The sequence below is a fragment of the Thalassovita aquimarina genome, from assembly GCF_018219815.1.
In the GTDB taxonomy this organism is placed as follows: Bacteria; Pseudomonadota; Alphaproteobacteria; order Rhodobacterales; family Rhodobacteraceae; genus Thalassobius; species Thalassobius aquimarinus.
In genome coordinates, this window is sequence record NZ_JADMKU010000001.1 from 202,095 (window position 1) to 223,944 (window position 21,850).

Annotated in this window: 21 protein-coding genes and 1 other RNA gene; 15 read left to right on the plus strand and 7 right to left on the minus strand. The window is 62.0% G+C overall.

Annotated features, from left to right (window positions below; translation table 11 throughout):
• The first annotated feature begins 15 nt into the window (after positions 1 to 15).
• The 10 genes from purC (at position 16) to IT775_RS01025 (ending at position 12,692) form a co-directional block, all read left to right on the plus strand.
• A complete protein-coding gene (gene purC, locus IT775_RS00980; protein ID WP_212699196.1) occupies positions 16 to 777 on the plus strand; it encodes a phosphoribosylaminoimidazolesuccinocarboxamide synthase in 762 nt (253 codons plus the stop codon).
• Positions 778 to 860: 83 nt separating this feature from the next.
• Positions 861 to 1,091, plus strand: a complete 231-nt coding sequence (gene purS, locus IT775_RS00985) for a phosphoribosylformylglycinamidine synthase subunit PurS (protein ID WP_212699197.1) — start codon at positions 861 to 863, stop codon at positions 1,089 to 1,091.
• Positions 1,092 to 1,208: 117 nt separating this feature from the next.
• Entirely contained in the window at positions 1,209 to 1,670 is a 462-nt protein-coding gene (locus IT775_RS00990) for a DUF1203 domain-containing protein (protein WP_212699198.1), read from the plus strand.
• Positions 1,671 to 1,805: 135 nt separating this feature from the next.
• Positions 1,806 to 2,474 carry a phosphoribosylformylglycinamidine synthase subunit PurQ gene (purQ, locus tag IT775_RS00995; RefSeq protein ID WP_212699199.1) on the plus strand — a complete coding sequence of 223 codons (669 nt, stop codon included), beginning with the start codon at positions 1,806 to 1,808 and terminating at the stop codon, positions 2,472 to 2,474.
• 66 nt (positions 2,475 to 2,540) lie between these two features.
• Positions 2,541 to 4,280: a sensor histidine kinase gene (locus tag IT775_RS01000; protein WP_246525194.1), complete on the plus strand. Its 1,740-nt coding sequence runs from the start codon at positions 2,541 to 2,543 to the stop codon at positions 4,278 to 4,280.
• Between the two features lie 5 nt (positions 4,281 to 4,285).
• Positions 4,286 to 5,620 carry a sigma-54-dependent transcriptional regulator gene (locus IT775_RS01005; protein ID WP_212699201.1) on the plus strand — a complete coding sequence of 445 codons (1,335 nt, stop codon included), beginning with the start codon at positions 4,286 to 4,288 and terminating at the stop codon, positions 5,618 to 5,620.
• A gap of 665 nt (positions 5,621 to 6,285) precedes the next feature.
• Positions 6,286 to 9,165: an Rne/Rng family ribonuclease gene (locus IT775_RS01010; protein ID WP_212699202.1), complete on the plus strand. Its 2,880-nt coding sequence runs from the start codon at positions 6,286 to 6,288 to the stop codon at positions 9,163 to 9,165.
• A 156-nt stretch (positions 9,166 to 9,321) separates the two neighbouring features.
• On the plus strand, positions 9,322 to 10,074 hold the full coding sequence (locus IT775_RS01015; protein ID WP_212699203.1) for a cytochrome c biogenesis CcdA family protein: 753 nt from the start codon (positions 9,322 to 9,324) through the stop codon (positions 10,072 to 10,074).
• A 51-nt stretch (positions 10,075 to 10,125) separates the two neighbouring features.
• Positions 10,126 to 11,334: a hypothetical protein gene (locus IT775_RS01020; RefSeq protein WP_212699204.1), complete on the plus strand. Its 1,209-nt coding sequence runs from the start codon at positions 10,126 to 10,128 to the stop codon at positions 11,332 to 11,334.
• Entirely contained in the window at positions 11,331 to 12,692 is a 1,362-nt protein-coding gene (locus tag IT775_RS01025; protein WP_212699205.1) for a cytochrome P450, read from the plus strand. Before IT775_RS01020 ends, IT775_RS01025 begins: the two co-directional genes overlap by 4 nt.
• Positions 12,693 to 12,699: 7 nt before the next feature.
• On the opposite strand, the gene IT775_RS01030 is transcribed toward IT775_RS01025, so the two are convergent.
• Positions 12,700 to 12,915: a ribbon-helix-helix domain-containing protein gene (locus IT775_RS01030; protein ID WP_212699206.1), complete on the minus strand. Its 216-nt coding sequence runs from the start codon at positions 12,913 to 12,915 to the stop codon at positions 12,700 to 12,702.
• Positions 12,912 to 13,091, minus strand: a complete 180-nt coding sequence (locus tag IT775_RS01035) for a DUF4169 family protein (protein WP_212699207.1) — start codon at positions 13,089 to 13,091, stop codon at positions 12,912 to 12,914. Before IT775_RS01035 ends, IT775_RS01030 begins: the two co-directional genes overlap by 4 nt.
• 203 nt (positions 13,092 to 13,294) lie before the next feature.
• Between IT775_RS01035 and IT775_RS01040 the strand changes: the two genes are divergently transcribed.
• Positions 13,295 to 13,546 carry a hypothetical protein gene (locus tag IT775_RS01040; RefSeq protein ID WP_212699208.1) on the plus strand — a complete coding sequence of 84 codons (252 nt, stop codon included), beginning with the start codon at positions 13,295 to 13,297 and terminating at the stop codon, positions 13,544 to 13,546.
• A 55-nt stretch (positions 13,547 to 13,601) separates the two neighbouring features.
• Here the strand turns inward: IT775_RS01040 and fumC are convergent, their stop codons facing one another.
• The 5 genes from fumC to IT775_RS01065 form a co-directional block, all read right to left on the minus strand.
• Positions 13,602 to 14,996: a class II fumarate hydratase gene (gene fumC / locus IT775_RS01045; protein WP_212699209.1), complete on the minus strand. Its 1,395-nt coding sequence runs from the start codon at positions 14,994 to 14,996 to the stop codon at positions 13,602 to 13,604.
• Between the two features lie 248 nt (positions 14,997 to 15,244).
• Positions 15,245 to 15,802 (minus strand): class I SAM-dependent methyltransferase, encoded by a 558-nt coding sequence (locus IT775_RS01050; protein ID WP_212699210.1) that lies wholly within the window; start codon positions 15,800 to 15,802, stop codon positions 15,245 to 15,247.
• Between the two features lie 107 nt (positions 15,803 to 15,909).
• Positions 15,910 to 16,371, minus strand: coding sequence for an SspB family protein (locus IT775_RS01055; protein WP_212699211.1), 462 nt, complete (start codon positions 16,369 to 16,371; stop codon positions 15,910 to 15,912).
• A gap of 235 nt (positions 16,372 to 16,606) precedes the next feature.
• Positions 16,607 to 16,957: a transfer-messenger RNA gene (gene ssrA, locus IT775_RS01060) on the minus strand.
• Between the two features lie 58 nt (positions 16,958 to 17,015).
• The gene (locus IT775_RS01065; protein WP_212699212.1) at positions 17,016 to 17,750 is read right to left on the minus strand and encodes a FadR/GntR family transcriptional regulator; all 735 of its coding nucleotides are present in this window, start codon (positions 17,748 to 17,750) and stop codon (positions 17,016 to 17,018) included.
• A gap of 161 nt (positions 17,751 to 17,911) precedes the next feature.
• Here IT775_RS01065 and IT775_RS01070 point away from each other — a divergent pair, with 161 nt between their 5' ends.
• The 4 genes from IT775_RS01070 (at position 17,912) to IT775_RS01085 (ending at position 21,843) form a co-directional block, all read left to right on the plus strand.
• Entirely contained in the window at positions 17,912 to 18,427 is a 516-nt protein-coding gene (locus IT775_RS01070) for a DinB family protein (protein WP_212699495.1), read from the plus strand.
• Positions 18,428 to 18,530: 103 nt separating this feature from the next.
• Complete coding sequence (locus IT775_RS01075; protein ID WP_212699213.1) at positions 18,531 to 19,523, plus strand: MDR family oxidoreductase; 993 nt, start codon at positions 18,531 to 18,533, stop codon at positions 19,521 to 19,523.
• A gap of 222 nt (positions 19,524 to 19,745) precedes the next feature.
• Positions 19,746 to 20,162, plus strand: a complete 417-nt coding sequence (locus tag IT775_RS01080; protein ID WP_212699214.1) for a universal stress protein — start codon at positions 19,746 to 19,748, stop codon at positions 20,160 to 20,162.
• Between the two features lie 40 nt (positions 20,163 to 20,202).
• Positions 20,203 to 21,843, plus strand: a complete 1,641-nt coding sequence (locus tag IT775_RS01085; RefSeq protein WP_212699215.1) for a BCCT family transporter — start codon at positions 20,203 to 20,205, stop codon at positions 21,841 to 21,843.
• Positions 21,844 to 21,850 lie beyond the last annotated feature (7 nt).

Here is a 21,850-nt window from a genome sequence, read left to right on the forward strand (position 1 = left end):
ATCGACGGAGTGGTCATGGCACGGCGCAAGAAAATTTACGAAGGCAAGGCGAAGACACTGTATGAAGGCCCCGAACCGGGCACCATCGTGCAGTATTTCAAGGACGACGCCACCGCTTTCAACGCCGAGAAGAAAGATGTGATCGAAGGCAAGGGGGTTCTGAACAACCTCTTGTCCGAATATTTCATGCTCGGTCTGACCAATATCGGCGTGCCGAACCATTTCCTGAAGCGGCTGAACATGCGCGAACAGCTGGTGCGGTCGTGCGAAATCATCCCGCTGGAAGTGATCGTGCGCAACTATGCCGCCGGGTCGATGTCGAAACGGCTCGGCATCGAGGAAGGCACGCAACTGCCGCGCCCGATCGTCGAATATTGTTACAAGGACGACAAGCTGGGCGACCCGCTTGTCACCGAAGAACATATCGCCGCCTTCGGCTGGGCCAGCCAGCAGGACATGGATGACATCCTGAGCCTGGCGCTGCGCGTCAACGATTTCCTGTCCGGGGTGATGTATGGCGTCGGCATCCGGCTGGTCGATTTCAAGATCGAGGTCGGGCGGGTCTTCGAAGGCGATTATCAGCGTCTTGTGGTGGCCGACGAAATCAGCCCCGACAGCTGCCGCCTGTGGGATATCGAAACCGGACAGAAGCTCGACAAGGACGTGTTCCGCCGCGACCTGGGCAGTCTGACCGATGCCTATACCGAGGTGGCCAAGCGGCTGGGCGTGATGCCGAAGACATCGACACCCGCGTCCAAGCCGACCCTGATCAACTGAAAGGCGGGTCCGCGGCGCGGGCCTTTCGCCATCGAATAACCATTTCGCCGCCCGACCGGCGGCAACAGACCGGAGAAGCGCAAATGAAAGCTCGCGTTCACGTCATGCTGAAAAACGGTGTTCTTGACCCGCAGGGTGAGGCCGTGCGCCACGCACTTGGATCGCTGGGCTTCGACGGCGTCGAGGGCGTGCGCCAGGGCAAGGTGATCGAACTGGACCTGGCCGAAGGCACGACGGAAGAGACGGTGAAGGAAATGTGCGAGAAGCTGCTCGCCAACACCGTGATCGAAAGCTACACGATCGACATGGGCTGAAACGCGGGGGCGTCGTGATACGCCTTCATCCGTAACGCCTTATGCGCAGGAAACGGATCGCCGGGGGCGGTCCGTTTTGCGTATTCCCGTTCCATCGCCAAACGTGAAAGGACGGGAATGATTTTTCAAGGATTGAACAATGACGTGGCGCGGGGCTTGCGGGCCGGCGGGCCGGATGCCAACGGGATGGCGCCCGAACGGGGGCAGGGCTACGGCACGGGAAGCCCATGCCGCCATTGCCTGGACCATGTGGGCGAGGGAGCCGGGATGCTGATCTGCGCTCATCGGCCGTTCAGCGTACTGCAGCCCTATGCCGAACTGGGCCCGATTTTCCTCTGCGCTGAGGACTGCGCCCCCTATCGGGGTTGCGATTTGCCGCCGGTTTTGACCACGTCGCACGATTATCTGGTCAAGGGCTATAGCGCCGATGAACGCATTGTTTACGGTACCGGGCAGGTCACGCCGCGGGCCGAACTCGAAGCCTATGTTGCGCAACTGCTGGCGCGCGCCGACATCGCCTTTGTCGATATCCGCTCGGCGCGCAACAATTGCTGGATTGTCCGGGCGACGCGGGACTGAGTGCCGCGCCGGTTTCTGCGGGCTTGATAACGAGGGCGCACCATCGTATCAGGCGGGCGAACCGCTGCGGAGTGCGCATCTGCGCCCGCAGCCCGGGCCCCGACAGCCCGGACCCTGAGCCAAGGAGTGCGCCCGATGAAAGCCGCCATCATCGTTTTCCCCGGATCCAATTGCGACCGTGATCTTGCCGTTGCCTTCGAAAAGGCAGGCGCCGACGTCACCATGGTCTGGCACAAGGATACCGAATTGCCCGCAGGCGTCGACATCGTCGGCATTCCCGGTGGCTTTTCCTTCGGCGATTACCTGCGCTGCGGCGCGATCGCGGCGAATTCGCCGATCTGCCGGTCCGTCGTGGCCCATGCCGAAAAGGGTGGCTATGCCCTGGGCATCTGCAACGGATTCCAGGTTCTGACCGAAACCGGGCTGCTGCCCGGCGCGCTGCGCCGCAACGCCAACCTGAAATATATCTGCAAGCCGGTCGGGTTGCGTGTGGAAACGACCGACACGATTTATACCGGCGGCTATGACAAGGGGCAGGAAATCCTGATCCCGATCGCCCATCACGACGGCAACTACTATGTCGACGACGCCAAACTGGCCGAACTGAAGGGCGAGGAACGCATCGCCTTCACCTATCTCGAAAACCCGAACGGGTCGGTCGCCGACATTGCCGGCGTGGTCAGCCGCAACCGCCGTGTTCTTGGCATGATGCCGCACCCCGAACGGATGGCCGAACCCGAACATGGCGGTACCGACGGATCGGCAATGTTCCGCAACATGGTGGATCAACTCGTCACGGCGTGACTTGCCCCCGCCGGTGCCTGTGACATATCTTGAGGCATGAACCGGCTGCCCAGATCCCTGTTATCCATGAAAGGCCCCCGCACGATATCGTGGCGGGTGCGCCTTGCGCTGGTGGCGCTGTTGCTGCTGGCGGTGGGGACCGTGGTGACCACCAACACGCTTCTGACCGCCCGGTTTACCGAAAACACCCGCAACCGGGCCGAGCTCAGGCTGGCGCTTTACAGCGGCAACCTTCTGTCGGAATTACGCCGCAACGCCATCGTGCCGCAGCTTCTGTCGCGCGACCCGACCTTGATCGGGGCGCTGAATTCGTCGGATTACTCCAATTCGACCCAGCGGCTTATTTCCTTCGTCGAGGAAATAGGTGCCGCGTCGCTGATGCTGCTGGATGGTGACGGGCGGGCGGTGGCGGCGACCGATCGCAACCGGCTGGGCAGCCAGCACCGGAACGAGCCCTATTTCATCAACGCGATCCGGGCCAGCGAAACGTTGTTCACCGTGCTGCGGCGCGATACCGGCAATTACCTGTTCGCCTATACCAGGCGGATCGAGGATCAGGGCAAGACGCTGGGCGTGATCCTGGTCGAGGTCGATCTGCACAAGTTCGAACGCGCCTGGGCGGGGATTTCCGACGCGGTTCTGGTCAGCGACAGCGAAGGCACCATCATCCTGGCCACCGAACCGCGCTGGCGCGGCCAGACCGAGCTGGAGGCGCTGGCTGTCGCGCCGCCGCAAACGGCGATCCAGCGCGCGATCAAGGCTACCGCGGATTGGACCATGGACCCTGCCGATGCCTATGTGGGTGGCCAGGCGGTGATCCGGATGGAAAGCCGTATCCCGTTCCGCGGCTGGCATATCGCCAGCTTCACCACCTATGAAAGCGTGCGCGAGAAGGTGAACGGGTTCCTGGCGCTGGAAATCATGGGATTCGCCATGCTGCTGGCGCTGGCCTTCTACGCGCTGAGCCGGAAAACGGCGCTGCGGATGATGCTGTTCCAACGTGAATCGGCGGAACTTCGCGAACTGAATGCGCGGCTGCAGCGGGAAATCGCCGAACGCGAACGGGTGCAGAAATCGCTCGACGTGGCCGAACAGACGCTGGCGCAAAGTTCGAAACTGGCCGCTCTTGGCGAAATGTCGGCCGCCGTCAGCCACGAATTGAACCAGCCGCTGGCGGCGATGAAAACCTACCTGGCCGGGGCGCGGCTTCTGCTGCGCCGCAACCGGGGCGAGGAAGCGCTGTCGAGTTTCCAGCGCATCGACGACCTGATTGAGCGGATGGGCGCGATCACCCGGCAGCTGAAAAGCTATGCCCGCAAGGGCGGTGACGCGTTTTCGCCGGTTGATCTGGGCGACGCGCTGGCCTCGGCGCTGTCGATGATGGAGCCGCAACTGAAAAGCCGTCACGTGCGCATAACGAGGGCGATGCCATCCGAACCAGTACGGGTGATGGGGGACCGTGTGCGCATTGAACAGGTGATGGTGAACCTGCTGCGCAACGCGCTGGACGCGACCCAGTCGGTCGATGAACCCGAGATAGAGATCATCCTGGCGGGCGGCGAAACCGCCACCTTGACAGTGCGTGACAACGGACATGGGATCGAAGATCTCGATGAACTGTTCGAACCCTTCTATACCACCAAGAAACCCGGCGAGGGCGTCGGGCTTGGACTGGCCATTTCATCCGGTATCGTCAGCGACCTAGGTGGGCGGCTTCTTGCCCGTAACGCCGAGGGCGGGGGGGCTGTATTTGAGATGCAGCTTCCTATCTTAACTGGTGAGAGCGATATCGCAGCAGCGGAATAAAAGTTATGTCGAAAGCAATGAAAATCGCCATCGTCGACGATGAGCAGGATATGCGGCAGTCGATCAGCCAGTGGCTGGCCCTGTCGGGGTACGACACCGAAACCTTCGCCAGCGCCGAGGATGCGCTGAAGGGGATCGGGCCCGATTACCCCGGTATCGTGATCACCGATATCAAGATGCCGGGTATGGACGGGATGCGCTTCCTGAAGAAACTGATGGGATCGGACAGCGCTTTGCCGGTGATCATGATCACCGGTCATGGCGACGTGCCGATGGCGGTCGAGGCGATGCGCGTCGGGGCCTTCGATTTCCTTGAAAAGCCGTTCAACCCCGACCGGATGACCGAACTGGCGAAGAAGGCGACCAACAGCCGCCGGCTGACGCTGGACAACCGCGCCCTGCGTCGTGAACTCAGCGACGGCACCCAGATCATGAAGAAACTGATCGGCACCTCACCGGTGATGGAACGGCTGCGCGAAGATATCCTCGATCTTGGCCAAGCCGACGGTCACGTGCTGATCGACGGCGAAACCGGCACCGGCAAGACTCTGGTGGCGCATGCGCTGCACGCGGTGGGTGCGCGGGCGGGCAAGAAATTCGTGCTGCTGTCCTGCGCCGCTTGGGACGAGGATGCGCTGGCCAAGCGGCTGTTCGGCCCGATGCAGCCCGAGGATACCCAGTTGCCCGCGGTCGAGGAAGCCCGCGGCGGAACCTTGGTGCTGGAAGATATCGAGGCGCTTTCGGACAGCCTTCAGGCGCGTCTCTTGAGTTTCATAAACGATCAGGGCACGCCGGCGGAAACCCGGATCGTGGCGATCTGCAACATGCAGGAACAGAACCGGACCTGCGAAGATGCCATGCGCTCCGACCTGTTCTATCGCCTCGCCTCGCTGCGGATCACCCTGCCGCCGCTGCGTCAGCGTGGTGAGGACATCCTGACGCTGTTTTCACATCTCGTCGAACAGTTCGCCGAGGAATATGGCTGCGACGCGCCGCAGGTTTCGGCGCAGGAAGCCGCCCAGTTGCTGCAGGCGCCCTGGCCGGGCAATGTGCGTCAGTTGATCAACCTTGCCGAGCGGGCGGTGCTGCAATCGCGCCGGGGCAGCGGCACCATCGCGTCGCTCCTGATGTCGGATCACGAGGACATGCAGCCGGTGATGACCACCGAAGGCAAACCGTTGAAGGAATATGTCGAAGCGTTTGAACGCATGCTGATCGACAACACGATGCGCCGTCACAAGGGATCGATCGTCAACGTGATGGAGGAACTTTGCCTGCCGCGCCGGACGCTGAACGAAAAGATGGCGAAATACGGATTGCAGCGGGCCGATTACCTCTGACCCCGCCTGCCTGCGGGGCGATCGGTTCCGCAGGGCGGGGCGCGCTGCCGCGCGCGGGTGAAATTTAGCATTTCTGAAAAATGCTAATGAAACGCTCCTGTCCCGCCGGGAGGTCTAAGGGCAGGGGCCGAGGCCCCGGTTTTCTTCCAGCAAACACGCGGTTTCCGAGCGTTGAATTCGCGGCGGCGCAAGCGTGCGCAGTCACCCGGCTTCGGCGGCGCCAAGGCAACCTGTGCTCGACTTGTGGATAAAGTTGCATTTTCCTTATTGTAATTTCGCCCTTGCAGGCTTTATGTTCATAAAACGGCGACAGGCGTAGACCGCCCGCCGCATGAGTTTCGCTGATCCAGTACCACGAGGATTTGGATCCCGCCGTCCTGGACAGACCGATTGAGCCCTGATCGATAAGAAAGACAGGGTTGTTGAGACCGCCGACCGGTCGCCGAAAGGCGCTGGCGGCCATGAACGGGCGCTCTGAGACCGGCCACAAGCCGTCAGATGCGTCGGAGAAGAAACGCGATGAGGCGCGCAAGACCTATGAGTTGTAGTGCAGGGGCTGATGACAGTCGCACCTGCCGCGCGTCCGCATTCGCCCCTAACAGACATCTGCCGCAACGCCCCCGCCCACCGGGTCAGGGGGCTTTGCCGCGATGCAGACGGACACAATGGCAAAGAAAATGCTCATCGACGCCACCCACGCGGAAGAGACCCGCGTCGTGGTGGTTGACGGAAACAAGGTCGAAGAATTCGATTTTGAATCCGAGAACAAGCGCCAGCTCGCTGGCAATATCTATCTCGCAAAGGTAACACGGGTCGAACCGTCGCTTCAGGCGGCCTTCGTCGATTATGGCGGCAACCGCCACGGCTTCCTTGCGTTCTCGGAAATCCATCCCGACTACTATCAGATTCCGGTCGCCGACCGCGAAGCCCTGATGGCGGAAGAACGCGCCTATGCCGAAGCCCAGAAGGCCGAGGAAGAGGAAGAGGAAAAGAAACCGCGGCGCCGGTCGCGATCCCGGTCCAAGGCTGAGGCCACCAAGTCGAAAGACGCCACCGCGGTGAAAGAGGTCGAGAAGACCGAGGCCGACAAGGCTGAAATCGCCGGGATGGAAACTATCGACCTTGACGACGATCAGGTGCCCGAAGGATCCTCTCCGATGGAAACCGTGGCCGAAACGCCGGTTGAAGAACCGGTGGATGACGCGCAGGACACACCTGCTGCGGCGGGCGAAGGGGCCGAGGCGGAAACCGCCGAAGCGCTGGTAGCAGTCGCCGAACCGGCAACCCCGGCCGATGAAAGCCCTGCAGAGGAAGCTGAAAAGGCTTCCGCTGGCGGGGAAGATAAAGGCGACGAAGAAGCTGCGGTCGAGGACAAAGAAGACGATAACGGCACCGAGGACGAATCCGAGGAAGAAACCGCGCTCGACGCGGCGGCCAAGGATGAAACCATCGAATCCGTTGCCGAGGAAGACGACAGCGAAGACATCCGTCCGCGCCGCAAACCGCGTCCGCGCCGCTACAAGATCCAGGAAGTCATCAAGGTCCGTCAAATCCTGCTGGTGCAGGTCGTCAAGGAAGAACGCGGCAACAAGGGTGCCGCGCTGACCACCTACCTGTCGCTGGCGGGCCGGTACTGCGTGCTGATGCCCAACACCGCCCGTGGCGGTGGCATCAGCCGCAAGATCACCAATGCCGCCGACCGTAAGAAGCTGAAGGATATCGCAACCGGTCTGGACGTGCCGCAGGGCGCGGGGTTGATCGTGCGTACTGCCGGGGCCAAGCGGACCAAATCGGAAATCAAGCGTGACTACGAATACCTGCAGCGGCTGTGGGAACAGATCCGCGAACTGACGCTGAAATCCATCGCGCCGGCCAAGATCTATGAAGAAGGCGACCTGATCAAACGCTCGATCCGCGATCTTTACAGCCGCGATATCGACGAGGTTCTGGTCGAAGGCGAACGCGGTTACCGCATCGCCAAGGACTTCATGAAAATGATCATGCCGTCCCACGCCAAGAACGTGAAGCAGTACGCCGATCCGATGCCGCTTTTTGCGCGGTTCCAGGTGGAAAGCTATCTCAGTTCGATGTTCAACCCGACGGTTCAGTTGCGTTCGGGCGGCTACATCGTCATCGGTGTGACCGAAGCTCTGGTCGCCATCGACGTCAACTCGGGACGGGCCACCAAGGAAGGCTCGATCGAGGAGACCGCTCTCAAGACCAATCTCGAGGCGGCCGAGGAAGTCGCCCGCCAACTGCGCCTGCGCGACCTTGCCGGCCTGATCGTGATCGACTTCATCGACATGGATGAACGCCGCAACAACAACGCGGTCGAAAAGCGGATGAAGGATGCTCTGAAATCCGACCGTGCCCGCATCCAGGTGGGCCGGATTTCGGGCTTCGGCCTGATGGAGATGAGCCGTCAGCGTCTGCGCCCCGGCATGATCGAGGCGACGACACAGCCCTGTCCGTCCTGTCACGGCACCGGCCTGATCCGGTCCGACGACAACCTGGCGCTGTCGATCCTGCGCCAGATCGAGGAAGAGGGCGTGCGGCGCCGGTCGCGCGAAGTGCTGGTGAAATGCCCGATCAGCGTGGCCAATTTCATCATGAACCAGAAGCGTGAACACGTCGCGCAGATCGAGGCCCGCTATGGCCTGTCGGTGCGGGTTGAAGGCGACGTTCACCTGATCAGCCCCGATTTCACGCTCGAGAAGTTCAAGACCGCGACCCGTGTCGTGGCCGAGCCTGAAACCCCGGTGGTGTCGGTTGACACCTCGTTGATGGACAATATCGACGAGGAAGCCGAGGCAGAAGCAGCGTCCGAGGCGGCTGCCGCGCAGCCCGAGACCGGGGAAGAGGAGGCGAAGCCCAAGAAGCGTCGTCGTCGGCGCCGTCGCCGGAAGTCGAATGGCGACCAGAACGGCGAACAGCAGGAACAGGAAGCGGTGTCGGAAGACCATGGCGCCCAAGCTGAGCCGCAAGCTGAAAGCGCAGGCGAAGCCGAAGCGCAAGCTGAACCCGAAGGCGAAGCCGAAGCCAAGCCCGATGTCACCGAGGGCGCGGAAGGGGCGGAAGAACAGAAACCCAAGCGCCGCCGGTCGCGGTCGCGCCGCAAGAAGAAGACCGACGAGGCCGAAACCGGGGCGGAAGCTGCCGAACAGGAAGAGGCCGCAAAGCCGGAGGCCGCCGAAGCTGTACCGGTGACCAAGACCGAAGCCAAAGCCCCGACGGAGGCACCGGCCGCCGAACCGGCGCCGGAAGAGGCCACCGAAGAAATGGCACCGGAAGAGGCTGCCGAAGAATCGGTCGCGGAAGAAAAAACCGCGGAACCCGTCGAAGCGGAAGCCGTTGCGGAAGAACCTGCCGTGCCCGAAGCGCAGGCAGAGGCCGAAGCGGAGGAAAGCGCCGAGCCGGAGACTGTGCCAGAATCCGCGACCGAGCCCGCAAAACAGCCTGAACCGGTTGGTGCGGAAGAACCCGCGCCGAAGGCCGAAGACAAACCCGCCAAGCCGAAGAAACGGGGTTGGTGGTCGCTGGGCTAAACGCCGGGACATTCGAAAAAACAGAACGCCGCGCGGATTTCGCGCGGCGTTTTTCATTGCCTTTCCAGACCGTCCCTTCGATTGTTTCCGCCCAACCACAAGTTTGTGACAAACCGTCAAGTGACGCCGTCTTTCCAATCGCTTATGTCTGGTCTCATGTTCGGAATCGAAATCATAGACGCGGGATTGCTGCCCGCACTGTTCGTGGCGCTGACGGCGGGAATCATTTCCTTTCTCAGCCCCTGTGTGTTGCCAATCGTGCCACCGTACCTGGCCTATATGAGCGGCGTGTCCCTTGGCGAATTGTCCGAGGGCAATGCCAGCCGGAACAAGGCGCTGGTGCCGGCGATCAGCTTCGTGCTGGGTCTGTCGACGGTGTTCCTGTTCCTCGGATTCACCGCCTCTGCGATTGGGACGCTGTTTCTCAGCTACCAGGACTGGTTCAACACCATCGCCGGTATCCTCGTCATGATTTTCGGCGCGCATTTCATCGGTGTCTACCGGATCGGGTTCCTCAATCGCGAAGCGCGGATCGATGCGGGTGATCGCGGCGGGTCGTCCTTCGGCGCGTATGTGCTGGGACTGGCCTTCGCTTTCGGCTGGACCCCTTGTATCGGGCCGCAGCTGGGCGCGATCCTGTCGCTTGCCGCCTCCGAGGCTTCGGTGGCGCGCGGAACGCTTCTGCTGGCGGTTTATGCCGTCGGTCTGGGTGTGCCCTTCATTCTGGTCGCGGCCTTCCTGCCGCGCCTGACCGGGGTGATGGGGTGGATGAAACGCCACATGGAACAGATCGAACGGATCATGGGCCTGCTGTTGTGGACCATCGGGTTGCTGATGCTGACGGGCGGTTTTTCGGCCTTTTCCTATTGGCTGCTGGAAACCTTCCCCTCGCTGGCCCTGCTTGGATAAAACCCTGTTCCTGCCTCAAATCTGCGCTAATCTGCGTCGTAGATGACGGGCATGAGCAGCAGAGCAGCGACATATGTGAAACGGCGCCGGGTGTTTTACATCCCCGGCTACGACCCGATTCATCCGCGCCGCTACCGCGAACTTTACCGCAAGGAATCCGCCCGCCAGGCCGAAATTTCCGGCTACGATATCGGGTTGAAGCCCAAGGCCACAAAGGGTCCCTATGGATGGCACGTCGCGGCGTCGATAAACGGGCAGGCGGTCGAGACCGATGTCGAGGTGCTCTACTGGGCCGATATCGTCCGCGACAGCATGGATCAGGGGATCGTGTCGACCTACCTGCAGCTTGTCCGCACCGCCTGGGGCTATATCGGGTCCGGCGCGTTGTGGCGACTGATGCGGCTGCGCAAGGGGCCGGTGATTGCTGCGCTTTATCCGGTCGTCTTCTTGTTGGTGCAATTGGGGCTGGCGCTGTGTGTCGCCTGGGCGATCGGGCGCGCTTTGGCGCTGATCCATCCATGGGCGGCCTGGGCGGGGCTGGCAGCGGTGCCGTTTGTCCTGAACTGGTTTCGCAAGCAGGATAACAAGTTCTTCGCCTACTACCTGATGCACGATTACGCCTATTCGGCCCGGTCCAAGGGCGCCAACCCGCCGGAACTCGAGGCGCGGATGGCCGAATTCACCGATATCATCGCCGAGGCGCTGAACATCGACGCCGACGAGGTTCTGGTCGTCGGTCATTCGTCGGGCGCCCATCTGGCGGTGTCGATCCTGTCGGACCTGATCCGGCAGGGCCGGGTGCCCGCCGATGGCCCGGCGCTGAACTTCATCAGCCTCGGGCAGGTGGTTCCGATGGTGTCCTTCCTGCCCAAAGCGGAGCGGCTGCGCGACGACCTTCGCTTTCTGTCGGAACGCGACGAACTGTTCTGGCTCGACGTGACCGCGCCGGGCGACGGCTGCGCCTTCGCGCTGTGCGATCCAGTGCATGTATCGGGCGTGGCGACGGAAAATTCGCGCTGGCCTTTGGTCATTTCGGCGGCCTTCACCCAGACGCTCAGCCCGGCGCGCTGGAAGGAACTGCGCTGGCGCTTCTTCCGGCTGCATTTCCAGTATCTCTGCGCCTTCGACCGGCCCAATGATTACGATTATTTCCAGATCACCGCCGGGCCGTTGACCCTGTCGGACCGCTTCGCTGGGCGGCAGCCATCGAAGTCGAGGATCGAAGCGCCGGTCAACAAGTTCACCTCGGTGTCGCCATGACGCCGCCGAAGCCGCCCTCCCGCCCGGACCGGGTGTCGCTTTGGCGCTACCTGCGCCTGTTCCGGCAGGACATCCTGTCGGCGCAACCGGAGCGGCTCTACCGCGCCTGGATGGCCGAGTTCCGCACGCCGTTCTTCCGCTCCTACATGTGCAACGATCCCGCGCTGGTCGAACTTGTGCTGAAGGACAGGCCGGACGATTTCCCCAAATCCGACCGGATCGGCGAAGGGCTGCGGCCGCTTCTGGGTAATTCGGTTTTCGTCACCAATTGCGAAACCTGGAAACGGCAGCGGCGGATCATCGATCCCGCTTTCGAAGGCGGGCGGTTGCGCGATACCTTCCCGGCGATGTGGGAGGCTGCGGTGGCAGCCGTGGACAGGTTGGCGCCGCTTGCCAACGGGGAGGCCGTGGAAATCGAGGCCCAGACCAGCCACGCGGCAGCGGACGTAATTTTCCGCACCCTGTTTTCGATCCCGATCGAACACGAGGTCGCGGGCCGGGTCTTCCATGAATTTCGCGAACATCAACGGACCCAACCGGTGTTGAACCTCGGCGCCTTCCTGCCGCTGCCGCGCTGGATGCCGCGTTTCCATCGGCGGCGGACGAAACAGACCGCCAAGGTGATCCGCCGGCTGATCACCCAGTTGACCGCCGACCGGATGCGAGCGATCGCGGCGGGGACCGCGCCCGACGATCTGGCCACTAAGATCATGACGACGGCCGATCCGGTGACCGGCGACCGCTTCGACACCGGGGAAATGGTCGATCAGGTCGCGATCTTTTTCCTCGCGGGTCATGAAACCAGCGCCTCGGCCTTGGCTTGGGCGCTCTACCTGCTTGCCACGCATCCCGACTGGCAGGACCGCGTCGCAGAGGAGGCGGCTGCGGTGATCGACCCGGACAGGCCCGACTTCGCGACCCTGTCGAAGCTGAGGATCACGCGCGATGTATTTCGTGAGGCACTGCGGCTTTACCCGCCGGTGCCGATGATGGTGCGCGAAGCCGCTTGCCCGGAACATTTCCGCGACCGCGACGTGCCCAAGGGCAGCCAGATCGTGCTGAGCCCCTGGCACCTGCACCGGCACGAACGGCTTTGGGATAGGCCGGATGATTTCGACCCGGGCCGCTTTGCGACCGAGAACGGCAAGGCCTGCCTGCGCAACGCCTACATGCCGTTTTCCGCGGGTCAGAGGGTCTGCACCGGGGCCGGATTTGCTATGGCCGAGGGGCCGATCATCCTGGCAATGCTGCTGCGCGCCTACCGGTTCGAAGCAGTGACGGACCGCACACCGATGCCGGTTGCGCATCTGACGGTGCGCGGGCGCGATGGGATTTGGTTGCAGCTGAAGCCGCGATAAGCGTCGTCTAGCTGCCGCGGTAATGCCTCAGGACGAACAGCCTGATTTCCGACGCCAATCCGCTGTCGAGGTCTCGCGCGGCGTCGATTTCGGCGGCCAAGGCATTGATTGGCTTCCCTTGTTGTGCAGCTATTTCGCGGAAGGCCTGCCAGAACTCATCTTCCAACGACACGCTGGTGCGGTGGCCGCGCAGGGTCAGCGAACGTTTGACCGGGGCGCTCATTCGCGTTTCTTGCCTTCCAGATCGCGGGCGGCTTTTTCGGCACGGGCCTTGTCGAGTTCTCTTTGGGGTCGTGTGACACCGGCCTTCGCCTTGGTTTCCTGTGCGACGCGATCTTCTCGCTCGGTCCTGGCTTTCTGTTTGCGAACGGTTCTGAGGTTGATGACTTTGGCTGCCATGCTGATGGTCCGATCGTACCCGTTGGGGCTGTTTGGCGGTTTCCCGCGGTTCAGCTATACTTGGCCGCATAAGCGGTTCCATTACTCTCAAGGCAGCCTATCGGCGCAGCTGAACATATTCAATCTTGGGAGATGGACAGATGATGATAGCTCGCTGGCATATACACGCGAAATTCGGGCACAAATCCGAAGTGATTGAACTCATGAAAGAATGGGACCGGGAAGTCGGGGCGCAGACCAATATCGATTCCTCCAAGATGCGCTACTATTCCGGCAATGTCGGCGTCCGCGAGGCCGAGATTCAGACTGAGTTCGAAATCGAAGGGCTTGGCGATCTGGATGACTTCTTTCAGAAAATTTCCAAGGTCGAGATTCATGCCGACTGGGGCAAGAAGATGAGCGAATACGTCGTGTCAGGGTCTTCCTACTGGGAAGTTCTGCACGTCATCGAATAGCGCATGAAAAAACGGCCCGGACTTACCGGGCCGTTTTCTACAATCGTTACAGGGATCAGTCCTTCGGACCGATCATGTCTTCCGGGCGCACGATGCGGTCGAAGGTTTCTTCGTCGACGAAGCCCAGAGCGATCGCCTCTTCCTTCAGCGTGGTGCCGTTCTTGTGCGCGGTCTTGGCGACCTTTGTGGCGTTGTCGTACCCGATGGTCGGGGCCAGCGCCGTCACTAGCATCAGCGATTCCTTCATCAGCTTTTCGATCCGCGCCTCGTTGGCCTTGGTGCCCACCACCATGTTGTCGGTGAAGGCCGAGGCCGAGTCGCCCAAGAGCTGCATCGATTGCAGCACGTTGTAGGACATCATCGGGTTGTAGACGTTCAGTTCGAAATGCCCCTGGCTACCGGCGAAACCCACCGCCGCGTCGTTGCCCATCACGTGGGCGCAGACCATGGTCAGCGCCTCGGCCTGGGTCGGGTTCACCTTGCCCGGCATGATCGACGACCCGGGTTCGTTTTCCGGCAGGATCAGCTCGCCCAGGCCCGAGCGCGGGCCCGATCCCAGCAGGCGCATGTCGTTGGCGATCTTGAACAGCGACGCCGCCACGGTCTTCAAAGCGCCCGAGAACATCACCATCGCGTCATGCGCGGCCAGTGCTTCGAACTTGTTCGGGGCGGTGACGAAGGGCAGGCCGGTGATGTCGGCCATGTTCGCCGCGACCATTTCGGCCCAGCCCTTTTTGGTGTTCAGACCGGTGCCCACGGCGGTGCCGCCCTGCGCCAGCTCATAGATCGCGGGCAGACACATCACGACGCGGCTGATGCCCATGCGGACCTGATGCGCGTAGCCGGAAAATTCCTGGCCCAGCGTCAGCGGCGTCGCGTCTTGGGTATGGGTGCGGCCGATCTTGATGATGTCCTTGAATTCTTCCGACTTGGCTTCCAGCGCCGTGGCCAGCTTGTTCAGCCCGGGCAGCAGCACGTCGCGCGCCTGCATCGCGATGCCGACATGCATCGCGGTGGGGAAGGTGTCGTTGGACGACTGCCCCATGTTGCAGTGATCGTTGGGGTGAACAGGCGTCTTCGATCCCATTTCGCCGCCCAGCATTTCGATGGCGCGGTTGGAAATCACCTCGTTGGCGTTCATGTTCGATTGGGTGCCCGACCCGGTCTGCCAGACGACCAGCGGGAAGTTGTCGTCGAACTTGCCCTCGATCACTTCGCCGGCGGCGGCGATGATCGCGTCGGCGATTTCCGGCTTCAGGTTGCCCAGTTCCAGGTTGGCCTGGGCGCAGGCTTTTTTCACCACGCCAAGGGCGCGGATGATCGGCACCGGCTGACGTTCCCAGCCGATCGGGAAATTCATTATAGACCGCTGGGTCTGGGCGCCCCAATACTTGTCTGCGGGGACCTCCAGCGGGCCAAAGCTGTCGGTTTCGGTGCGGGTGTGAGCCATCGTGACCTCTCCGGTAAATCAAGTCAGGAGTTGTCATAACGCATGGCGCGCAAACTGCAACACTGCATACCGTTGGATACCGCTAACGGCGACGCTGCACCGCATTTCGATGGTGGCGCATCCGCTTCCGGCGGGCACATTCGCGCCAAGACGAAAAAATGTCATCGCCTTTGCTTTTTCTTGGCCTAATACCCCGGGGGTTTGGGGGCTGGCCCCCAATTCCAGGATTCAGTTTGATCCCGCCGGGCCTAATGCCCGGACCGGTAGAAGGAAAACACCCGCGCCGGCGGCAGGTTGGCCCAGACGGTGGCGCGTTTTTCGGCCCGCAACCCCAGTTCGGCCTGCATGTCAGGCGAAATCGGCGCGCTGGAACTGTAGGTGATCTGGGTGAAGAAGCCGTCCTTGGTCATCACCCGTAAGGCCCGGCCGACAACGTCGCGCTGGATCTGCGGCCGCGCCAGCACCGGCACGCCGGAAATGACCGCGCCGATATCGCGCAGCCCGATCTTTTCGATTTCCTGCGCCGGGCGGTTCAGAACCGTCACTCCGGGGAATTTTTCCCGCAGGGTTTCGCAAAAGCGCGGGTTCATTTCCATCAGGGTCAGACGTTCCGGCGCGACGCCGCGCTCCAGGATCGCCTTGGTGAAGCTGCCGGTGCCCGGACCGATTTCCACGATCGGGCCCTCGACCTGTTCGACCCCGTCGGTCATCCGGCGCGCAACGGCGGCCGAAGAGGGCGCAATCGCGACCACCTCGGTCGGTCGGCGCATCATTTCCCCGATGAAAATGGCGAAGTCGCTTGCCATGACCCTGTCCCCTTTGTCGTCCGTATGGTCGCGGGGAAACTGGCAGCGTCATGTAACCGTTGGATTACGGTTTCATGTCATCCAGAAGATTTCATGGCGCAATTGCGTTACTTGCGGAAACTGTCCAGGCTGACGACTTCGGCGTCGTGGGTTTCTTCGACCTGATCGGTGCCGTCATCCTCGGGCGGATGGGGTTCGTCATCGCCGTCTTCTTCTTCGGCGCTCTCAAAACGCAGGCCGAATTCGACGGATGGGTCGACGAAGGTCTTGATCGCGTCGAAGGGAACGTAAAGCGGTTCGGGCTGATCGCCGAAATTCAGCGTGACATGGAACCCGTCGTCTTCGACGCTGAGGTTGTCATACCAATGCTGCATCACCACGGTCATTTCATGCGGATAGCGTTCACGCAGCCAATCGGCCAGTTCGGCCGCCGGGTGGGTGGTGTCGAAGGTGATGAAAAAATGATGCGCCCCGGGCAGGCCGTTATCGGCGACATCCTGAAGAACCTGTTGTATCAGACCCCGCATGGCCTGATGCATGAGATTGCCGTAATCGATACTGCGCGACATGATTAAACCCTTCGTGTTCTCGTTCCGAGCATAGGCAATTCGGGACAAAACAAAAGAGCCTGAGGAAAAAATCTGTCGTCTTCGCCGTCTCTGGTTTTTCGGCCGGTCATTTTTTCAAGCAGCTCGGATCGGTAGGCCAGTGCCCGTCCTGATATGGTGCCGTTCGGTCGATGCCACGGAGACCGGCGATCTGCCGTCAACAGATCCCGTCTCGGATATCGCGGAGATGCGTGGAAGTGCAGGTTTCTGTTGCCAGGTACCTGCGAACCCCGCCTTACGCGGCTAGGCGTAAGGGCTTAGATTTCGGTAACTCCGACTGCTTACGCAGCCATTGCGACCGGAGCACGATTGTCATTTGCAATTGTACTGTTTTCGCCGGTAACGGTGGCAGACAGCCGAGACAAAGCTAACCCCTTTAGACGTTCGTCGATCCTGTTTCGGCCCCATGATCCCCAAATGAAGGATTATTGGTGGAGCCGCCGGGTACCGCCCCCGGGTCCGATCCGCTTATTACGAGCGCGTTTATGTCCATAGTCCCCGAGGGGACAGAACGTATATAGGAGCGATGAACCGGTCTGAAAAGGGGGTAGCGGCGAAATCTGTTGCAGATTTCGGGGCGTTTGCTGCGCCGGTAAACGCTGGCCTCAGCCTTGCCGCGCCGTGCGGGCGACGATCACCTGTTGGCCAAGCTGCAGCGTATAGTGTTCCAGCGCGCTCAGCGCCTCGATGACGGCACCTGAGTCTCGTCGTTCCAGCGCCTCGGCGATTTCGCCGTGAAGCCGCAGGATGTTTTCGCGCGACCGGGCCGTGAAGGTGATCATGTTCATCAGCGGCAGCATGCCCTCGACCGCGCCGGCCAATTGGTAGGACAGCACCGGGTTGCCCGCCGCGTCGACCAGCGCCCGGTGGAAGGCCACGTCGGAGGCGCAGAACGCTTCATCCGACAGGTCGGGTTGCTGCTGGCGCTCGATCTCGGCGCGCATCCGGGCCAGGTGTTCGGGCCCGCGTCGTTCGGCGGCCAGCGGCGCGCAGGCGCGTTCCATCGTGAAACGCGCTTCGCAGGCGACATCGAAGCTCACTTCGTTCATCGACAAAAGCAGGGTCGAGGTGGTGATCTGCTGTCCATAGGCGTCTTCGAACCGCAGCCGGTTCACGAAGGCGCCGCCGGTCGCGCCCCGCTGGGTGCGGATCAGCGATTGCGCCGCCAGCCGTTTCAGCGCCTCGCGCACGGTCGGACGGGAGACGTCGAACTGGCTGGCCAACTCGGCCTCGGACGGCAACCGTTCATCCACGATCAGCCGCCCCGAAACGATAGCATCGCGAATTTCCCCGGCAATCCGCGCGGACAGGTCGGCCGGGTTTTCGGTTGATTTTTTCATTTGTCAGACATTTGCGCTTGTCGGGAGAGATTTCATTTGTCAGACATTTAGCAGCACCGGCCGGAATCTGGCAAGATGCGAGATGGAATTGTTGCGTGATGCAGGCGCGAAACCTGTGCTAGCGTGATCGCAAAAGAGAGGTTGGAACGAGGGCCTGATTGATGATCGAACCCGGCTATTGCCTGACCATGGCGCGCTATAACGCCTGGCAGAACGGATTGATGAAAACGGCATTGCAGAAATTGGACGAGGCGGACCTGCGCGCCGAGCGCGGTGCGTTTTTCGGATCGATCCTGAATACCGCGAACCATATCCTGTGGGGCGATACACTGTGGATGTCGCGGTTTGACAAGGGGCAGGGGCCCGACGTCGGCGCGGATGAAAGCGTTGCGATGACACCGAGCTTCGCCGCCTGGAGCGCCGAACGGTTCCGCATGGACGGGCGCATTCTGCGGTGGGCGGAAAAGCTGGGCACCCTGGACCTGAAGGGCGACCTTGAATGGGTTGCGATCGCGTCGGGGACGGCGTTCAAGAAGCCTCTGGGATTTTGCGTGATGCATATGCTCAACCATCAGGCCCACCACCGCGGCCAGATCCACGCGATGGTCACCGCCGCGGGCGGCGAGGGGTGGGTGACCGATCTGCCCTTCCTGCCCGAGGAGGGGCCCTGGCTCTAGCCGACGGGCCCGACCGGGCGGAGTGGCACATCGGATGAGGGCGTCAGGCCCGTAGAAGATAACAGGCGGGGGGATCCGTCTGCGGAAGTGAAGGAGAGAGACCATGTTTAATGCACTGATCGTCGATAAGGACGAAGACGGAAAAACCCATGCCGCGGTCAAGCAGATCGGACTTGACGATCTGCCCCATGCCGAGGTGACGGTCGCCATCGATTATTCCACGCTGAACTACAAGGACGGGCTGTGCATCGGCCCCGGCGGCGGGCTGGTGCGGCATTATCCGCATGTGCCCGGCATCGATTTCGCCGGCACCGTCGAGGCGTCCGAGGACGACCGTTACAAGCCCGGCGACAAGGTGGTTCTGACCGGTTGGCGCGTGGGCGAGGCGCATTGGGGCGGCTATGCCCAGAAGGCGCGGGTCAAGGCCGAATGGCTGGTGCCGCTGCCCGAAGGGCTGAGTTCCCGGCAGGCGATGGCGGTGGGCACCGCGGGCCTTACCGCGATGCTGGCGGTCATGGCGCTGGAAGATCAAGGGATGGAAAAGGATCACGGTCCGGTCCTGGTCACCGGGGCGGCCGGTGGCGTGGGCAGCGTGGCGACCGCGATCCTGGCCCGCCTCGGGTATGAGGTCGCGGCGGTGACGGGGCGGCCGGAACAGGCGGATTACCTCAAGGGGCTGGGGGCCAGCACGATCGTCCCGCGCGAGGATTTCGCGGAGGTCACCCGCAAGCCGCTGGAAAGCGAACAATGGGCCGGGTGCGTCGACGCGGTGGGCGGCGTCATGCTGGGCCGGGTTCTGAAGCAGATGAAATACGGCACCTCGGTCGCTGCCATCGGTCTGGCGGGCGGCGCGGCGATCGAAGGCGCGTTGATCACCCCCTTCATCCTGCGCGGGGTGAACCTGCTGGGGATCGATTCCGTCATGCAACCCTATGAAAACCGGGTCCGGGCATGGAACCGTATCGTCACCGACCTGCCGATGGACAAGCTGGAGGCGATGGTGCAGCCCGCGATCCTTTCCGACCTGCCGAAGCTGGGGTCGGATATCCTCAAGGGGCAGGTCAAGGGACGCGTCGTTGTCGATGTGAACGGCTGACACTGCGCCAGGAACCCCCTGCAAAATCTCTGAAAATGTCGGAAGCCGCGGCCAAAGGGTCGCGGTTTCGTTGCGTCGTGGCTGCTTGGCCGATACGGTGGGGCTCACGCGGATGCGACAATTTGTCATCCGCGTCAGCGAAAACCAGGCAGGACGGCGGGTTGGAGCGAGTGTCTTCTGATTTGTCCGGCCTGCACCAAGTAGCAGGAAGGGGACCAATCCGTGTTTTCCAAAATCATGACCCCGGTCGACCTGGCCCATGCAGGGCGGTTACAGCGCGCGCTGGATTGCGCGGCCGATCTGGCCGGGCATTACGGGGCCGAACTAGTCTATGTCGGGGTGACGGCCGAAACGCCCGGACCTTTGGGCCATAACCCCGAGGAATATGCCGAACGGCTGAATGCCTTTGTCGCCGAACAGGCCAAGGCGCACGGCATCAAGGCGTCCGCCCATGCGATGGCGGCCCACGATCCCACCACCGACCTGGACGACAACCTGTTCAAGGCGATCGACGAAACCGGCGCCGATCTGGTGGTGATGCAAAGCCATATCCCGAACTTCACCGATTACATCTGGCCGTCGAACGGCGGCAAGCTGGCCTCGCATGCCAAGGTGTCGGTGATGGTCGTGCGCGGCTGATCGGCGAAAAGCGAAGATTTAAATTACGGGAGGTCTATTGATGGCCGACGAAACAACAAATCAGGGTATCCCGGAACCGGAAGGCCACGCGGATATCATCGACACCGATTACGAAATCGGGCAGGACAATATCGAAACCCAGATCGGCCCGTTCGGGATGGACATTCACAACCCGGTGTTCCTGATCTCGGGGCTGTCGATCATCGCCTTCGTGTTCTACACGCTGGCCCTGCCGGAACAGGCCGGCAGCGCCTTCAGCTGGCTGTTTTCGACGGTGACCAAGGGGTTCGACTGGTTCTTCCTGGGCGCCGCCAACATCTTTGTCATCTTCTGCCTGCTGCTGATCGTTACCCCGGCGGGAAAGGTCCGGCTGGGCGGGGCCGAGGCGACGCCCGATTACAGCTATGCCGGATGGTTCGCGATGCTGTTCGCCGCCGGGATGGGGATCGGGCTGATGTTTTACGGCGTGTCCGAACCAATGAGCCATTTTTCGTCCTCCTTCGGAGGCACCGCGATCGGCGAAGACGGCGTGCGGACCGACTGGGCGCCGCTTGGCGCGGCCGCCGGAGATGAACAGGCAGCGGTGCGGCTGGCCTTTGCCGCGACGATTTTCCACTGGGGGCTGCATCCCTGGGCGATCTACGCGGTTGTGGCGCTGGCGCTGGCGCTGTTTTCCTTCAACAAGGGGCTGCCGCTGACCATCCGGTCGGCCTTCTACCCGATTCTGGGCGAACGCGTCTGGGGCTGGTGGGGCCATGTCATCGACGTGATGGCGGTGTTCGCCACGTTGTTCGGGCTGGCGACGTCGCTGGGCTTCGGGGCGACACAGGCCAATGCCGGGCTGAACGAATTGTTCGGAATCCCGGTGGGCGAAACCACCGAGGTGATCCTGATTTCGGCGATCACGGCGGTGGCGCTGATTTCGGTTCTGCGAGGCCTCGACGGTGGGGTGAAAGTGCTTTCGGAAATCAACATGGGACTGGCCTTCGCGTTGCTGCTTTTCGTGCTGCTGGCAGGGCCGACCGTTGCGATCCTGACCGGTTTCGCCGATTACCTTCTGGCCTATCTGCAATACCTGCCGGCGCTGTCCAACCCGATCGGGCGCGAGGACGTGAACTTCAGCCAGGGCTGGACTTCGTTCTACTGGGCATGGTGGATTTCCTGGTCGCCCTTCGTCGGCATGTTCATCGCCCGTGTCAGCCGCGGCCGCACTGTGCGCGAATTCATCATCTGCGTGCTGTTGATCCCGAGCCTTGTCTGCGTGCTGTGGATGAGCGTTTTCGGCGGCGTTGCGATCCATCAGGTTCTGGCCGACGGCTATACCGTGGCCCAGGATGCGGCGCTGGAACTGAAGCTGTTCAAGATGCTCGACGTGATGCCGCTGACCGGGATCACCTCCCTCATCGGGATCGTCCTGGTGGTCGTGTTTTTCGTCACCTCGTCGGATTCCGGGTCGCTGGTGATCGATACGATCACGGCGGGCGGCAAGGTCGATGCGCCGGTGCCGCAGCGGGTGTTCTGGTGCATCTTCGAAGGCGCCGTGGCGATCGTGCTTCTGCTGTCGGCCGGGGGGTTGTCATCGCTGCAATCGATGGTGATTTCGACCGGGCTGCCCTTCACCGTCGTGCTGTTGCTGATGTGCTGGGCGATCTGGCGCGGGTTGGCGGCCGAAAAACGCTGATCCCGAC